Consider the following 15,815-nt stretch of genomic DNA (forward strand, 5'->3'; position numbering starts at 1 on the left):
GTCGGCAACCTAGTGGTGTGTCTGCCAGCTTTGGTGATGACCCAGAGCCGCGTCCACATGGGCGAGGGTATGCTCAATCAGCGAAGCGGGGGCGAGCACGCGGGTCTCCCCCGGGTGCTCGGTGACCAGCGACACCGCAACTTGGGGGTGCTGAAGGCTGGTGCGTCCGGCGACGGAGCCATCCGGGAGCTCGGCGACCGCGAGGGGCACAAAGTCATCGAGATGATCGCGCAGCCGGTAAGAGAACCACAGGGTCGCTTCGGCCCCGCCAGCGGTGTTAGGCGTCAGGCGGATGGGCGGCAGATCGGCGGCCGCGGGCCGGACGTCGAAGACGTGGTCCGTGACGGTGACGTCGCCGAGGCGGTCCAGTCGGAACACACGTAGGGCCGACGCGGTGCGACACCAGGCCTGAAGGTAGGTGCGCTCGGCCATCTGCACTACTCGTAGCGGCTCCAGTTCACGGTGGGTGAGCTCATGCCGGGACATGGAGTAATAGTCGACGTCGAGGACGCGCCGTTGCCGGATCGCATCCAGCAAGAGCGAAACTTTGGTGGTGTGCGCGGGGTCCACCTCGGCGGAGGCGTGGACGACCTCGACCTCGGAGCTGGGGAGCAGTTCGAGGATTTTGTCTCGCGCCGAGCGGGCCCCCCGCACGGTCTCCGTCGACATGCCTGGGTAGTCGGCCACGAATCGCAGGCCGGCCACGATCGCCAGTGCCTCCGGTGTGCTGAGTCGCAGCGGGGCCGCTAGTTCGTCTGCTTGCCGCAGGGCCACATGGTCGCCTTCTTCGATCACATCGAACTGCTCTCCCGGTGCGTAACGCTCCGGGAGGCCACAGAACCGCAGAATCTGAAGATCGTGGTCGAGCAGTGAATCGGTGGTGTTCAGTCGTGCGATGAGCTCGGTGCGCTGTAGCCCTTCTGGATGCTTGTTCAGCACGGTGATGATGTCGATCATCCGCGTGATGACCGCGGCATCAGAGGCCCGGTTTCGGCTCTTGGGCGGTGGGGCGAGTTCCAGGGACGGGGTCGCGGAGCGATGTAGTGCCGCTACGCGTTCCAGGGTGTCGATCAGTTCTGCTCGGAGGTCGTCATCGAGGACGATCACGTCGGTGCCGGCGGCGGCGATGGCGGAAAGAAAACTGCGACGGCGGGTAAAGGTGGCGTGCAGGAGCTCCCAACCATTCCGGGAGTGCGGTTCTGTTCGGCCCATCACGCGCAGGGAGGAAGCCGCCTCGGTGCGGATGAGCAGCTCGGAATGCTGAACGGCAGACTCGCCAAGCAACTGTTTGCGCAGCGCTTTCGGATTGAAATTGGGCGGCGGCGCCGAATCCTGTGCGGTCCGGAGATCCGGTGCCTGGGTCCGGGCACGCACGCTGGGGGCCTCGACGCGGTCCAGACGGAACATTCGTTGCTGACCGCGGTCGGCGTCGAATCCGACGAGGTACCAATGTGCTGCTGCGGCGACGAGACTCCAGGCACGCACCCGGCGCTGCTCGACGGCGGCGGCTCCGACCTTCCGGTAGTCGAAACTGACCCACCCGAGTTGCCGGCAGGCCTCAGCCAGATCCGAGACCAGCCGATCGGTGCGGGCCAACTGTGCACGCACGTGTACCCCGGTGGAGTGCTCCATCTCGGCGGGCTCGGCATCATCGGGGACATCCAGTTTCTCCACGGCGCCGCGTCCCGCCAGCAGGAGTCCAGGGTACTGTTGCAACCGACTGAGCGCACGAGAGACGGAGGTCTGATCGCTGTCATTGCCCCACAGCCCGGACACGTGGGCCAGGGCTCGTTCTTCGTCAGCGGTGAAGTCAATCTGCGGGAGAAACAGTTGGGACTGGTCGATGGTGTAGACCGTTTGTCCGGCCGGCGTGGACCTGGACTGCAGCGGCAACCCGACATCCCGTAGTAGTTGCTTGTCCCGGCTGAATTTGCGTTCAAACGCGGACTCCGAGGCCAAGTCCCGATAGTCATCGACGTGTTCTCGGAGGAAATCCTTGGTGCACCCCGTCCGCTCATGGGTCAGCAGAAGCCACAGCACCGAGATGATGCGTTCGGCGCTGCGACTGGTGGTGGCGGACGGGGTGCGAGGACGAGTGATGGTCAGTTCACCTCGACCAGATCGACCACGAAGATCAGGGTCTCGCCGGGGCCGATATCGGCGCCCGCGCCACGATCGCCGTAGGCCAGGTGCGGGGGGATCTCCAGGCGGCGGCGGCCACCGACCTTCATACCGATCAGTCCGTCGTCCCACCCCTTGATGACCTGGCCAATGCCCGCGGTGAACGACAGTGGGGTGCCGCGATTCCACGAGGCATCGAACTCGGCACCGGTGGACCAGGCCACGCCGACATAGTGGCAGGAGATGGCGTCGCCGGGAGTCACCGCGGCGCCGGTGCCTTCAATCAGGTCCTCGATGACAAGGTCACTGGGCGGGGTATCGCCGGGGAATTCGATCTCCGGGCGGGTGCGATCGTAGTTGCGCTGTCCGAATGACATGGTCAGTTCTCCTCGGTGGACTCGTCGGTTGCTTCTTCGGATGGTTCTTCCGTGGCGCCGTCTTCAGACTCCGTGGTGTCATCGGTTTCGGCCGGCATCGGGTGCTGGGTATGCAGGATATCGACGACGAAGACCAGGGTCTCACCGGCCAGCTCGTGCTGGGTGCCTTCCTCGGCGTCCTCGTCCAGTTCGCCGTAGGCTTCGGCCGGGGGCACAGAAATGAGCACCTGGGAACCGACTTGTTGGCCGGTAAGGCCGTCTCGCCAGCCGGAAATCATCTGGCTCAGCGAGGCCGAGTAGGGTGCTCCGCCCGACCAGGAGGAATCGAATTCTTCGCCGTTGGACCAGGAAACGCCGCGGTACTGGACAGTGACGTAGTCGTCGGCTTCCACGGTTTCGCCGTCGCCCTGGATCAGTACGTCGGTGACCAGCGCGGAGGGGGCAGCGCCTTCGGGGGTGGCGATGGTGGGCTCACCGGTCTCTTCATCACGCGTGACGCTGGGAAGATCACTGTTGAGCTCGTCTTCCGGAACGACTTCGCCGTCGGCGTGTGACTGAGTCTTGCCCGCGATTTCGAAGACCATGAGCTGGGAATTGGCAGCGGTGGCTTCCTCGTCCTCGGCCGCGCTGGTCACGTAGTAGGCGATCTGCGTACCGACCGGGTTCTCGGTCAGGATGTTGTAGAGCACATCATTGCTCTCCTGCAGGGTGTCGTTGACGATGACGGCCTCGGTGGAAGCAGTGAAGTTCTCGGCGCTGACCTCGCCCGATTCGGCATCGACCAGGGCGGTGCTGACCAGGGCGATCTCGCCGTTTTCGATGTGCTCCCCATCGCCCTCGTGCAGCACACGCGAGGAGGTTTCCTGGGCAGTGATTTCGCCGTCGAGCGATACTTCGGGGCCGCCGTCCTCGTTGACGGAGAAATCGACCACGTCGAGAGCCTCGACATCGCCGGTGCCTTGCGGCGACGAACAGCCGGTGAACAGCAGCAGGGCTGTGAGCGTGGTGCCCGCCGCTAAAGCGAGGCGGCGGGTGCGGGGGCGTTTCAGTGCCATGGTGTCCTTTGTCGTTTGGTTGCGATGTATCGAAAGCGTTTCAGTGGAAGCTATGTTTCGCCTGTGATTACTCTAAAGGAGTCGCGCAGCGGGGAAAGCATTCCAAGAGGTGTTCCATCTGATCGGAGGTCACCGCGAAGGGATCCTTCACCATCACCGTGCAGATCGGCTTGTCATTGAGCTTCATGTGTGTCCAGTCCACGGTGTATTCCAGACCGCGCTCGCGTGCCGTGCGGATGAAGTGGCCGCGGAGCGCAGCGCGCGTGCTCGCCGGAGCGTTCTCGGCGGCATATTCAATATCGGCGTCGGTGACCCAACGCGCGGCGGCACCGCGGCGGGTTAAGAGGTTGAACAGTCCGCGGTCGGGATCAATATCGTGGTAGGACAAGTCCAGCTGCGCCAGCCGTGCCGCATCCCAGCCCAGCCCGTGGCGGGCGGCGTACTGCTGATAGAACCGGTGCTTGATCGCCCAATCGATTTCGGTGTCGATATCGGAAAAATCTTGGGTGCGCACCGCCGCCAGAGCGCGTTCCCATAGTTCGAGGACGGCGGGCACATGCTCATGATGGGCGCCGTGCCGGTCGATGAAGGTACGGGCGTGGTCCAGGAAATGTTCTTGGAGGTGCAGCGCCGACATGCGTCGACCGTTACGTAACCTCAAGGTCGCAGTGCCGGTGAGATCGTGAGAGACCTGACGGATGGCCTGCACCGGGTGGTCAAGCTGGAAGTCTTTGAGCGGTACCCCGGCCTCGATCATGCGCAGCATGAGATCAGTGGAGCCAAAGCGGACCATCTGAGTCGTCTCCGACATGTTCGAGTCGCCCACGATCACGTGTAGGCGCCGGTACTGGGAGGCATCGGCGTGCGGTTCATCACGGGTGTTGATGATGGGGCGGGTACGCGTGGTCGACGACGAAATCCCCTCCTGCACGTAGTCAGCCCGGTGGGAGAAAGCGAAATGTGGGGTCTCCGGGATACCGGGGTGGCTATCGGGATTGATTCGTGTGGAGTCGGCGATGACTGCCCCGGAACCGCACATCAGCTGGCGGGTAATCAAGAACGGAATGAGCGATTCCGAGAGGCGCCGAAATTCCGTGGAGCGCTGCAACAGATAATTCTCGTGGGAACCAAACGAGTTGCCCTGGGAATCAGCGTTGTTCTTGTAGAGGTAGATGGTGCCCTCGAAACCGTCTTCGCGCATCTGCTCCTGGGCCTGAGCGACGAGCCGATGCATGATGAGTTCGCCGGCTTTATCGGTGGCGATCAGCTCGGGCAGCGTGGAGCACTCCGCGGTGGCGTACTCCGGGTGAGATCCGACGTCGAGATAGAGACGCGAGCCATTGGGGATGAACACGTTGGACGAGCGCCCCCACTCGACCACGGGACGGAAGAGGTACCGAGCTACTTCCTCCGGGGTCAGCGGTTTGGTGCCCGGGTGGGAATAGTGGATGCCAAACTCGGTCTCCACCCCCATGATCCGTCGATCCATTGCGTGCTCCTCTGCTACTTCAGTGAATCCGTGTCAGTGACTGCCGTGGCGCGTTCGCCGTCGGAAGCTGCGACCGCCGACTGCGGCACGGTCACGGTCTAATACGGCTGTTTCCCACGCCATCTCACCGGTAGCGTCTGTCCAGGCCGACTGGATGGCGGTGATGGCGTCGTCGAGAGGTCGCTGAGAGTCCCACTCTGAGGAGAGCCGCTGCTGAAGCTGCTCCGCTCCTCCGCCGATGGCGATTACCGGAGTGGATTCGGTAACGGTACCGTCGAAGGAGACCCGGTAGAGTCGATCGTCGTCGAGACTCGCACCCACCTCAGCCACGGCGATTTCGACTTCCAGGGGTTTCGCGCCGGTGAGAAATAGCTCGCCGAGGATCCCCGCGTAGTGGCTGACAAGACCCCGGGCGGTGACATCGGCACGGTCGTAGGCATAACCACGGGTATCGGCATAGCGCACCCCGTTTTGACGCAGCGCTTCGAACTCGTTGTAGCGTCCGACAGCACCCAGGCCGATGCGATCGTAGATTTCGGAGAGCTTGCGCAAAGAAGTCGAGGAGTTCTCAGTGACCAGCACGATGCCCGCAGCACAGGAGGCCAGGACAACGGGCTTACCGCGAGAGATGCCCTGCCGGGCGAAATCCGCGCGGTCCTTCATCAGCTGCTGTGGCGAGACATAGAACGATTGGTTCATGATCGATCGTCTCCCCGCTGGTCCATAATCTGTTCGGCGACGGCAGCAACACGTGCCTCGTCGACCCGTTCATTTCCGTCCGCGGTCACCGTGTACACCACCGGCCAGATGCGGCGGCGTGAGTCGGGCCCGGATGTGGCAGCGTCGTCGTCAGCTGCATCAATCAGGGCGTGCACAGCCACGCGCAGGGCATCCTCTTCGGCGAGCCCGGGCGACCACAGCTTTTTCAGTGAGCCGCGAGCATAGGGCGAACCGGAGCCGATGGTGTGGTGATGGTGCTCCTGGTAACGCCCGCCGGTGATGTCGAAGCTGATAATCCGGGCCGCACCGGTGATGGCATCGACGCCGGCAAAGAGTGGCAGTGCGACGAGTCCCTGGCTCAGGGCCGGTAATTGCGCACGTACCAGGGCCGCCAGGCGGTTAGCTTTACCCAACAGGGAGAGTTCGGTGCCTTCGATCTTCTCGTAATGCTCGAGCTCAACAGCGAAAAGACGCGCCATGTCCAGAGCGATACCGGCGGCACCGGATACCCCGACCACCGAGTGGGTGTCCGCCGGGAAGACCTTCTCCATTCGCGATGAGGCGATGGTGGTGCCCATGGTGGCGCGTCGGTCCCCCGCCATGATGACGCCGCCCTGATACAACAGAGCGACGATCGTGGTGGCGTGGGGAACCGGTGTTTCGGCGAGCCCCGTCACCGGGGCCGGAACCAACTGCGGCTGGTGCTGCTGCAGGTGGGCGAGGAAGGACGCCTCCAAACCTGGTGCGGCTCCGGTGTGCGGCAGCGAGGTCACTGGCCGCCCTTCTGGACGAATCCGCGCACGAACTCTTCGGCGTTGGATTCCAACACGGTGTCGATTTCGTCAAGCAGGGAGTCGAGATCGTTGCTGGGCACCTGCGCCTGTGCGGCGGGAGCGGCTTCCGGGGTGGGCTGGTCGTCGTCGCGCGAGGTGTTGGATGAGAAGTTCTGCTGTGACATGGGGTCTCCTTCGGTTCTAGGGCTTGATGAAGCCCGGGGCTGGTGCGGCTTCCGTGAGCCGTTCCAGGATGTTGATCAGTTGGGTCAGTGCGGCGTCGCTGGTTTCTGGTGCGTCGAGGTGGACGTCGGCGGCCAACAGTGCGCCGACGTCGGCGGCTCGCCCGCGCAGGGGCTCCCGGAGCGCATAGCGGTGGACGCGGCCTTCGCGGTGAGGTCTGAGGACCAGGGTATCCCAGCTCACTCCGGCCAGATGGGGCTCGAACAAGTCGATGACCCGACCGCGGAGCCAAGCCCGGGTGTCGTCGGGCGGGAACTGCACGGCACGGGAGATCGTGTCCTCGTTGACCAAGGTGGTCATGGAGCCCCGGCGGACCAGGGCTTGGTAGAGACCCTTTCCGGGACGCAGATCGGCGTATTGCAGGTCGAGCATGCCCAGCTTCGGGTGGTCCCAGTCCAGGCCGTGCCGGTCGCGCAGGCCCGAGAGCAATTGGTACTTGGCTACCCAGTCCAGACGGTCGGAGAGCGCCAGGGGGTCGATGCGAAGCTGATCGAGGATTTCGCGCCAACTGCGCAGAACCTGCATGGTCTGCCGATCGGTCATGCCGAAGCGTTCAACGTGGGCCTCGGCCGCCTCAAGATAGATTTCCAGCAGGTCGACCCCCGTGTGCTCGCCGCGCCCGTAGACGGTCACCGTTGCCTGCAGGGTCGGGTCGTGGCTGATGGTCTGGAGCGCCGTCACCGGATCAGCCAGTTGGATGCGGGGGCACGTGCCCAACTCGATCATGGAGAGCACCAGAGCGGTCATCCCGCAACGCAGCCAGGTAGCGGTCTGTGACAGGTTCGCGTCCCCGATGATGACGTGGAGACGCCGGTAGCGTTCGGCGGCGGCGTGTGGCTCATCTCGAGTGTTGATGATCGGACGTCGGATGGTGGTCTCTAGGCCGATCTCCTCTTCGAAGAAGTCGGCGCGCTGTGAAATCTGGAACCCGGCACGGGTTCCGGTCTGGCCGAGCCCGACGCGACCGGCGCCGCAGATCACCTGACGAGAGACGAAGAACGGGATGAGTTGCCGCGCGAGGTCCTCGAAATCGAGGCTGCGCGGGATCAAGTAGTTCTCGTGGGCGCCATAGGACACCGACTTGTTGTCGGTGTTGTTTTTGTAGACCAACACTTCGGGGGCGCCTTCGGCCAGGGCGATCTGGTCGGCTGCGGCCTGAGCGATGCGGTCTCCCGCTTGGTCCCAGATCATCGCGTCCCAGGGATTCGTGGTCTCTGGGGAAGAGTATTCAGGGTGGGCGTGGTCCACATAGAACCGGGCCCCGTTCGGCAACAAGACGTTGAGCAACAGATGCACCGGCTGCCCGTCATTATCGGTCAGAGCCCGGTCGGTGAGCTGGGTAGGGTGCGCTGCGGACCGGGGTAGCTGCCAGCCACGGGCATCGGTCAACGGTGATTCTTCGCCATAGTCCCATTCGGTACCGGCCACGGAACCGCCACCGGACCGGATGCGTTGGCCGTAGGCATTGACCAATTCGATGGACAGCACGGAATGACCGGCCCCGGGTTGCGCTGGGGCATGGATGCCAAACTCAGTTTCTAGCCCCATGACGCGGTGAACGCCCCACCCGGCGGTGTCGGCCCCATCGGGAATCCGCGCCGCGGCTTCGGCGGGGATGATCTCCGGAAGCCCACGCCAAGCATGGCTCGCGTTCGGGGACGGCTGAGGGGTCATTGAGTGGCTGCCTGGGTGGCTTCATGCGGTGAGGCTGGCAGATCCTGGGAGAGCATGCGTAGCTTCACCACCTGCTTGTTCCCCAGTCCGGAAATCCGTGCCCACTCTTCGGGGCTGCTGGTATTGGGCAGATCTTCTTGCTCCCTGAATTCGGCGGAGACTGCCTGGAGCACGTGCCGGCTCCGAATGCCCTTGGTGGCGCTGGCCGCACCGGATTCGGCGCGTTCGGCCAGATGCTCCTTGATGGCCGCCGTTTTCGCACGGTCCACAATGTTGGCCAGTACTGCGCCGGATACCAGGTCACCGAAATGTAGGGTGCGTACCTCTCCGGTGACGAAGGTCAGCTCGGCGTAACGAGTGGCCCAAGTCTTGGCGAAGAGGGCATTGACGATGGCCTCCCGCAGCGAGGCAGCGGTCTCGGCGCGGTCGCCGTCGTGGGCAGCCAGTTCGTCCGGGTGCAAGGGAAGGTCCGGGGTGAGGTACCGAGACAGGATCTCGCGAGCCCCTTCCGCGTCCGGCCGGTTCACGCGAATCTTTACGTCGAGTCGACCGGGGCGCAGAATGGCCGGATCTATCATGTCCTCACGGTTCGAGGCACCGATGACGATGACGTTATCGAGCCGCTCCACGCCGTCAATTTCGGCAAGCAGCTGGGGCACGATGGTCGTCTCAACATCGGAGGACACTCCGGAGCCACGGGTCCGGAAGAGGGATTCCATCTCGTCGAAGAACACGACCACCGGGTGGCCATCGGCGGCTTTTTCCCGGGCACGGGCGAAAATCGTACGCAGGTGGCGCTCCGTTTCACCGACGTACTTGTTCAGCAGCTCAGGACCTTTGATGTTGAGGAAGAAGGAGCTGCGATGAGCGCTCTGACTACGGCGCGCCAGGGAATTCGCCACCGCTTTGGCGATCAGTGTCTTGCCGGTTCCGGGTGGACCGTAGAGCAGAATGCCCTTGGGCGGATTCAACCCGTGCTCACGGTAGAGCTCGGGGTGAAGGAAGGGAGTTTCCACGGCGTCGCGGATTTGCTCAATCTGCTCGGTCAGGCCGCCGATATCTTCGAAGGTGACGTCGGGGACTTCCTCTAGGACGACATCCTGGACTTCGGTCATGGGAACCAGGTCCAGTGCATAGCCGGAACGGAAATCAACTGTTACAGCGTCGCCGACCCGGATGGCCTGATCGATGAGCCGGTGTGCACGACGAACCACGCGCTCATCGTCGGCACGGCCGATGACCACCAGCAGACCCGACTCCAGAACTTCCTTGACACGTACGAGGTCACCGGTCTGCCCGGCTTCCAGCACCGCGATGATGTTCAGCGACTCATCGAGTAGCACCTCGGTGCCGGAGGTGACGTTTCTGCGTTCCACCAGCGGTGACAGCGAGGTGCGCAATTTCCGCCCGTTGTAGATGACGTCCACCCCGCCCTGGGCGGCGGCAGCGATCTCCACTCCCTCGACCGGATCACGCTTTTCGTGGATTTCCAACACCGTTGCGTAGCCAAAGGGCGGCTCGGCGGAGAGATCCAGCGCCTGTTTCAGCGTGGTGATCTCGTCACGGGTCGTGTTGAGCAACTCCACCATGCGGCGGTTGTTGCGGGCTGCGGTGTTCATTTCCGAGCGTAACTGGCGGTTTTTCTCGATCAGGGTCGCCAGACGTCGTTTGGTCGCGTCGAACTGGCGCTGCAGCTCAGACTGCGCGCTGTCCTGCTGGGCGACAGGATGGTCCTGCGATGTGAACGATTCCGTCACGAGCACCTTCTCTGTACTGCTGAGGGATGACTTACTGCCCCATCAGTCTACTCGGGTGTGTGTCTCGTCTCCACGTGATTGCGCTGCACGCTGAGCATGGTCGGCAATCCTCTGTGCGTCGCGTCCCGCTTTGCGAGCTTTCTTTTCGCTCGTGGGGCGCTCCCCCACCGCCTGCGGAGTCCACGCCTGTGGGTCCGAAGGGGTCCAGGCTTCGACGTCCACCTCACTGAATTCGGACGCCTTGATGCGCTTGCGTAGCTTCAGCGCTTCCTCCCCCTGCGCCAGACGGCGGGTCACGAGCAGGAATCCGGTGTGGGCCACCATGCGGTGATCTGGGCGGACAGCCAGCCCGTCGAGATGCCAGCCGCGCACCATGGTCTCGGAAGCCTCCACCTGGGTAAAGCGTCCGTCCGTCCGGATGGCTTCAGCAACCCGGGAGAGTTGGGTGGCGGTGGCAATGTAGTTCACCCACACCCCGCCGGGGGCCAACACCTGAGCCACGGCATCCACACATTCCCAGGGGGCGAGCATGTCGAGCACGACGCGATCGACGCTGCCCGGCTCGTGATCCTGGACGACGACATCCTGGAAGTCACCAAGTCGAATCCGCCAGCCCGGGTGCTCCTCCCCCAGGAACGCTGTCACGTTGCCGTGGGCGATCTCGGCGAAATCCTCGCGTCGTTCATAGGAGGTGAGTTGACCCTGGTCCCCAATCGCGCGCAACAACGAGATCGACAGTGCCCCTGAACCCACGCCGGCCTCCACCACACGTGCCCTGGGGTAGATGTCCCCGAGCTGGACGATCTGGGCGGCGTCCTTCGGGTACACCACGGTGGCCCCGCGCGGCATGGACAGCACGAAGTCATTGAGCAGGGGGCGCAATATCTGGTGGTCACGGCCCGCAGAGTTCTGGACGACGACACCTTCCGGGCCACCGATCAGATCGTCGTGGTGAATCACACCCTGGTAGCTGTGAAACTGTCCGCCGGACACCAAAGTGATCGTATTGAGCCGGCCGCGATCATCTTTGAGCTGCACGCGCTCCCCGGCGCGCAACGGACCGCGGCGCAGAGAAGAACCAACAGTGGGGCGCGGTGTGGGTAAAGGTGGGTTGGTCATCGTGGAGGCGGTGTCCTCTCGAAAGGGCGCGTGCGGGGGTTCAGCCGTGGCGCAGCACCGGCGAGGCCAGCAGCTGCAGTAGATCGGCGCGGTAAATCACACCGACGATTCCGGCTCGGTCATCATAGACGATCAGTGGTGAAGGAGCGGTTTCCTCGCTGCGGCGCATCAGCTGCATTCCGGTCGCCGTGAAGGGCACCACGGCATACGGGTTCACCTCACGCGCCACCGACATCACCGGGGTCACATCGGCTTCGGCAGGATCAACGCCGGCCACGGCGCGAGGATCCACCAGCCCGAGCGCCACGGGTCGACTACTGGTGCCGTCCGGGACGATCACCTGGACCGGCGGATCCGTGTCTTGGCCCGTTTCCGGGTCAGCCCCACAGACTTGGGTGCGCATGAGATCAGCCACGGTTGCACGGATGGATACCGTGACGGCGGCTTGCATCAGCATCTCAGCAGAAATCCGACGCGCGGTCAGTTCGGAACGCGATTGGTGAATGGCCCCGGACGCGGCACTCCAGAGGAACACCGCCATCAACATTCCAATCAACAGATAGAACGGGTCGAGCTCACCAGCGCGAAGCAACGGAAAGAGCAGTCCGGCCAGGGCCACCGCGACGGCGACACCGCGGCCTGCCCAGCCGGCTGCGAGACGGCCGCGGTGCGGGTCACCGGTGGCCTTCCAGACGGCGGACTCCACCAGCCGTCCGCCGTCGAGCGGATGACCGGGCAGCAGATTGAACGCAGCAATCAACCAATTTGCGTAGATCCAATAAAGCAACAGCAACGACCCGGCTGCTCCGGGGATCCACAGGTAGGTCAGCGCGATGCCGAGCCCGGCTGCGGCCACATTGGCGGCAGGTCCGGCCAACGCCACCACCAGCATGCGGCCGGGGGTAGCGGGTGCTCCAGTGTCGCCCACGGAATAGCGGGTCTCCCCGCCCCAGAGTGAGACATGGATGCGGTGCACCGGCCAGCCGAAAATTCCGGCGGCCACGGCATGGGACGCCTCGTGCAGAATGACAATGAGAAGGAGCTGTCCTGCGAAGCACAGAGCCACCAGCAGATGTGCGACGGTGGAAGCCGCGGGCATCACTGCTCGCACTGTCGGCAGGAACAGCATGGTGATGACGGCCGCGAACACGAGCCAGGACCATGAGATGGTCAGGGGCACCCCTCGGAATCTCATCGGTAGCTCTCTGCGCGGTTCGCGGGCGTCGGTGCGAAGGACGGCGATGGAACCATGCACCAAGTCTAGTTCAGCCCACATGCTGACTTCTGCCGCGATAGAGGGCTAGGGTGAAGGTGAACGACAAGCAGACGAGCACGGGGATGTGTATGACGGACGACAACCAGCCTTCCGCCGCCGAGCACCGGTCTCTGGTCGATCACCTGCTCGCCGATCCTGAGGTTACTCACCGGCCCCGTATTCTGCTGGTTGCCTTCGAAGGGTGGAATGACGCGGGAGAGGCAGCCACGGACGCTGTTGAAGAAGTCGGGCGACAACTCGATGCGCAACAAGTCTCCGTGCTCAATGCCGATGAGTACTACGACTACCAGGTGAATCGGCCCGTGGTGACGCGGCTGGCGGACGGTCGTAGTGATATTGCCTGGCCGCAAACACGATTGTTGCAGTGTCAGTCCCCGGACACCCCTGCGGAACTGTTCTTGATGCTGGGCGTCGAGCCGAACTTCCGGTGGAAGTCCTTCACCGCCGAATTACTCACCACAGCGGCCGAACACCGCATCGACGCCATCGTGCTCGTGGGGGCGCTGCTCTCCGACACGCCCCATTCTCGCCCCCTGAGTCCGACCCTGACCTCCGGCGACGACGCCGTACGTACCGCGGTCGGGGCCCGTGCACCTAGCTATGAGGGCCCGACCGGCATCGTTGGGGTGATTAGTGCGACGGCAGAGAAGGTGGGCACCACGACCGTGTCCATGTGGGCACCGGTCCCACACTATGTGGCCCAGTCGCCCTCCCCTAAGGCTCAGCTGGCACTGCTGAAGGAACTGGAACAGCTCGTCGACGTGCGGCTGAACCTGCAAGAGCGTGCTGACGACGCCGCAGCCTGGGTACGCGGAGTCAACGAGCTCGCCGATGAGGATCCGGAGATCGCGGACTATATCCGTCGATTAGAACAAGCCCGCGACACTGAAGAGCTACCGGAAGCGAGTGGCGAGTCGATCGCCCGCGAATTTGAACGCTATCTGAAGCGTCGAGACCAAGGCTGAATCACAGCACCAGGCCGAGGAGACCGTTGAGCACCTCAGCCACCGTCGGCTCGACCGTTTGGTCTGAGGTTGCAGCGACACCTTCGGTCTCGCCGTTGTGGACGCGCTCGGCCCATGCATCCACGTGCAGCAGCGCCGCCGGTGCGTTGAGATCGTCCGAGAGGGCATCGTGTAGTTGGGCATAGAGCGCGGACCCCTGTGCGGCAGCGGGCTGGCCCAGTGCTGAGCGCCAGCCTTCCACCCGGGCTTGGGCCTGGCCGAGTTCGTCTTCGGTGAATGACCAGTCCGTGCGGTAATGGTGACTGAGCAGCAAAGCGCGAATCGCCACGGGCTCGACGCCCCGCCGGCGTAACTGCGAAACCAACACCAAATTGCCCAGGGATTTGGACATTTTCACGCCGTCCAGGCCCACCATGCCGGCGTGCAAGAAGGACTCCGCCAAGGGCTTACCGTCCACGGCGGTTGCGTGGGCCGCTGAGAATTCGTGGTGTGGGAAACGCAGATCGGCGCCTCCACCCTGAACCGAGAAGGGGGCAGGTAGCAGCCGTCGGGCGATGCAGGAACACTCAATATGCCAACCGGGGCGTCCGGGGCCGAGCTGACCACCGTCCCACACCGGTTCGCCTTCACGGGCGGCCCGCCACAGCAAGGGGTCGAAAGGATTGCGTTTGCCCGGACGCTGCGGGTCACCACCGCGCTCCGGGAACACCTCGGTCATGTCCTCGAGGCTGAGACCACCCACGGAACCGAGTGTCCAAGAGGTCTGTGCTTCGGCGGTATCCACCGAGAAGTAAACATCGCCATCCACGGAGGAATCATCCTTCGGATCCGCCGGCACCCGGTAAGCCACACCCTTGTCGATCAGGGTCGACACCGCGTCGACCACCCAGTCCACGGTTTCCGTCGCTCCCAGATAGTGGTCGGGGGCGATCACGTTGAGGGCTTCCATGTCGGCACGGAACAAATCGGTCTGCGATTCGGCCAGTTCGCGCCAATCCACGCCCGTGGCCTCGGCACGTTCCAGGAGCGGATCGTCGACGTCGGTGACGTTTTGGACATAGCTGACTCTGAGGCCGCTGGCGCGCCAATAGCGCAACAGTAAATCGAAGCTCACGTAGGTATTGGCGTGTCCCAGGTGAGTCGCATCATAGGGAGTGATTCCACAAACATAGAGCGAAGCCTCCTGCTGGGTACCCGCTGGCTGCAGTGCCCCGGATGCCGTGTCCCAGATGCGTAGCGCATTGGGAAGAACGGGTAGCTGAGGGATGTCGGTCGTCGGCCAAGAACGCATGGGAAGGTTTTCGCTCCTTGAAGCAAGTGGTGGATCAAGTGGTGAAAGGGGTGCTGAAGTTCAGCCTACGGAACCGGCTATTGCCGTTGGAAGGACTACGCGTTGATGACGCCGAAGCCCAACAGCAAGTAAATGGCCAGGCCGAGCAGAATCCGGTACCAGACGAATCCGCGGAACGAATGACTCGAGATGAAGCGCATCAACCACGCGATGACCGCATAGCCGACGATGAAAGCGACGACGGTGGCGGCGAAGGTCTCCATCATCGAGTAGGGGGCATCCACATTAGGTTCCGTCAGAGCGCCGAACAGCTTGTAGAAACCGGAGGCGAACACGGCCGGCACAGCAAGCAGGAACGCATACCGGGCGGCAGCTGGTCGGGTATAGCCCAGCGCCAACCCCATGGTGATAGTTCCACCCGAGCGCGAGACCCCGGGGATCAGGGCGAGGGCCTGGGCGAAGCCGAAGAGGATACCGTCGCGCCAGGTGAGATCGGTGAGCGGCTTGACCTGACGCCCCAGGGTGTCGGCCACGGCGAGCAGCACACCAAAGACGATGAGCATCGTGGCCACGATCCACAGCGAGCGGAAGCTGGTGTCGATGTAGTCCTCGAGCAGCAGACCCAGCACCGCGATCGGCAGGGAACCGATAATGATCAGCCACCCCATGCGCGCATCGGGATCGGACCGCGGGACAGCTCCCGTCAATGATTTGAACCATTGCGTGATGATGCGCACGAGGTCGCGCCAGAAGAAAATGAGCACAGCAAGCTCGGTGCCGATCTGGGTGATGGCAGTAAAAGCCGCGCCCGGATCTGAGGCACCGGGGAGGAATTCCCCCACGATGCGTAGATGCGCTGACGACGAGATGGGTAGGAACTCGGTCAGTCCCTGGACCAGCCCCAGGATAATCGCTTCAATCCAACTCACAGCGCCACACTACGCCACGATCCAGT

Annotated in this window: 14 protein-coding genes; 1 reads left to right on the plus strand and 13 read right to left on the minus strand. The window is 63.5% G+C overall.

Annotated elements, in window-relative coordinates; translation table 11 throughout:
- Positions 1-9: 9 nt before the first annotated feature.
- The 11 genes from O1A05_RS10760 to O1A05_RS10810 form a co-directional block, all read right to left on the minus strand.
- Positions 10-2,040 carry a helix-turn-helix transcriptional regulator gene (locus O1A05_RS10760; protein WP_270105208.1) on the minus strand — a complete coding sequence of 677 codons (2,031 nt, stop codon included), beginning with the start codon at positions 2,038-2,040 and terminating at the stop codon, positions 10-12.
- A 62-nt stretch (positions 2,041-2,102) separates the two neighbouring features.
- On the minus strand, positions 2,103-2,498 hold the full coding sequence (locus O1A05_RS10765; protein ID WP_270105209.1) for an FKBP-type peptidyl-prolyl cis-trans isomerase: 396 nt from the start codon (positions 2,496-2,498) through the stop codon (positions 2,103-2,105).
- A 2-nt stretch (positions 2,499-2,500) separates the two neighbouring features.
- On the minus strand, positions 2,501-3,553 hold the full coding sequence (locus O1A05_RS10770; RefSeq protein WP_270105210.1) for an FKBP-type peptidyl-prolyl cis-trans isomerase: 1,053 nt from the start codon (positions 3,551-3,553) through the stop codon (positions 2,501-2,503).
- A 67-nt stretch (positions 3,554-3,620) separates the two neighbouring features.
- Entirely contained in the window at positions 3,621-5,042 is a 1,422-nt protein-coding gene (gene pafA / locus O1A05_RS10775) for a Pup--protein ligase (protein ID WP_270105211.1), read from the minus strand.
- A gap of 33 nt (positions 5,043-5,075) precedes the next feature.
- Positions 5,076-5,741: a proteasome subunit alpha gene (gene prcA / locus O1A05_RS10780; protein WP_270105212.1), complete on the minus strand. Its 666-nt coding sequence runs from the start codon at positions 5,739-5,741 to the stop codon at positions 5,076-5,078.
- Positions 5,738-6,535 carry a proteasome subunit beta gene (gene prcB, locus O1A05_RS10785; protein ID WP_270105213.1) on the minus strand — a complete coding sequence of 266 codons (798 nt, stop codon included), beginning with the start codon at positions 6,533-6,535 and terminating at the stop codon, positions 5,738-5,740. Before prcB ends, prcA begins: the two co-directional genes overlap by 4 nt.
- Positions 6,532-6,720: a ubiquitin-like protein Pup gene (locus O1A05_RS10790; RefSeq protein WP_270105214.1), complete on the minus strand. Its 189-nt coding sequence runs from the start codon at positions 6,718-6,720 to the stop codon at positions 6,532-6,534. Before O1A05_RS10790 ends, prcB begins: the two co-directional genes overlap by 4 nt.
- Positions 6,721-6,736: 16 nt before the next feature.
- Positions 6,737-8,452 carry a depupylase/deamidase Dop gene (dop, locus tag O1A05_RS10795; protein WP_270105215.1) on the minus strand — a complete coding sequence of 572 codons (1,716 nt, stop codon included), beginning with the start codon at positions 8,450-8,452 and terminating at the stop codon, positions 6,737-6,739.
- Positions 8,449-10,209 carry a proteasome ATPase gene (arc, locus tag O1A05_RS10800; protein WP_270105216.1) on the minus strand — a complete coding sequence of 587 codons (1,761 nt, stop codon included), beginning with the start codon at positions 10,207-10,209 and terminating at the stop codon, positions 8,449-8,451. Before arc ends, dop begins: the two co-directional genes overlap by 4 nt.
- Positions 10,210-10,251: 42 nt before the next feature.
- Positions 10,252-11,328 carry a tRNA (adenine-N1)-methyltransferase gene (locus tag O1A05_RS10805; RefSeq protein WP_270105217.1) on the minus strand — a complete coding sequence of 359 codons (1,077 nt, stop codon included), beginning with the start codon at positions 11,326-11,328 and terminating at the stop codon, positions 10,252-10,254.
- Between the two features lie 40 nt (positions 11,329-11,368).
- The gene (locus O1A05_RS10810) at positions 11,369-12,508 is read right to left on the minus strand and encodes a site-2 protease family protein (RefSeq protein ID WP_270105218.1); all 1,140 of its coding nucleotides are present in this window, start codon (positions 12,506-12,508) and stop codon (positions 11,369-11,371) included.
- A gap of 164 nt (positions 12,509-12,672) precedes the next feature.
- Between O1A05_RS10810 and O1A05_RS10815 the strand changes: the two genes are divergently transcribed.
- Positions 12,673-13,569: a proteasome assembly chaperone family protein gene (locus O1A05_RS10815; protein ID WP_270105219.1), complete on the plus strand. Its 897-nt coding sequence runs from the start codon at positions 12,673-12,675 to the stop codon at positions 13,567-13,569.
- Between the two features lies 1 nt (position 13,570).
- Here the strand turns inward: O1A05_RS10815 and mshC are convergent, their stop codons facing one another.
- Positions 13,571-14,860, minus strand: coding sequence for a cysteine--1-D-myo-inosityl 2-amino-2-deoxy-alpha-D-glucopyranoside ligase (gene mshC / locus O1A05_RS10820; RefSeq protein ID WP_270105220.1), 1,290 nt, complete (start codon positions 14,858-14,860; stop codon positions 13,571-13,573).
- A gap of 95 nt (positions 14,861-14,955) precedes the next feature.
- A complete protein-coding gene (locus O1A05_RS10825; RefSeq protein WP_270105221.1) occupies positions 14,956-15,789 on the minus strand; it encodes an undecaprenyl-diphosphate phosphatase in 834 nt (277 codons plus the stop codon).
- Between the last annotated feature and the right edge of the window lie 26 nt (positions 15,790-15,815).

Source organism: Citricoccus sp. NR2 (assembly GCF_027594385.1).
Classification (GTDB): Bacteria; Actinomycetota; Actinomycetes; order Actinomycetales; family Micrococcaceae; genus CmP2.

Bases quoted from the DNA above. Each gene is read 5' to 3' on its own strand.
- prcA (WP_270105212.1), bottom strand. From the start codon at position 5,741: ATGAACCAATCGTTCTATGTCTCGCCACAGCAGCTGATGAAGGACCGC.
- dop (WP_270105215.1), bottom strand. From the start codon at position 8,452: ATGACCCCTCAGCCGTCCCCGAACGCGAGCCATGCTTGGCGTGGGCTT.
- O1A05_RS10805 (WP_270105217.1), bottom strand. From the start codon at position 11,328: ATGACCAACCCACCTTTACCCACACCGCGCCCCACTGTTGGTTCTTCT.
- O1A05_RS10770 (WP_270105210.1), bottom strand. From the start codon at position 3,553: ATGGCACTGAAACGCCCCCGCACCCGCCGCCTCGCTTTAGCGGCGGGC.
- O1A05_RS10765 (WP_270105209.1), bottom strand. From the start codon at position 2,498: ATGTCATTCGGACAGCGCAACTACGATCGCACCCGCCCGGAGATCGAA.
- O1A05_RS10790 (WP_270105214.1), bottom strand. From the start codon at position 6,720: ATGTCACAGCAGAACTTCTCATCCAACACCTCGCGCGACGACGACCAG.
- mshC (WP_270105220.1), bottom strand. From the start codon at position 14,860: ATGCGTTCTTGGCCGACGACCGACATCCCTCAGCTACCCGTTCTTCCC.
- O1A05_RS10815 (WP_270105219.1), top strand. From the start codon at position 12,673: ATGACGGACGACAACCAGCCTTCCGCCGCCGAGCACCGGTCTCTGGTC.
- pafA (WP_270105211.1), bottom strand. From the start codon at position 5,042: ATGGATCGACGGATCATGGGGGTGGAGACCGAGTTTGGCATCCACTAT.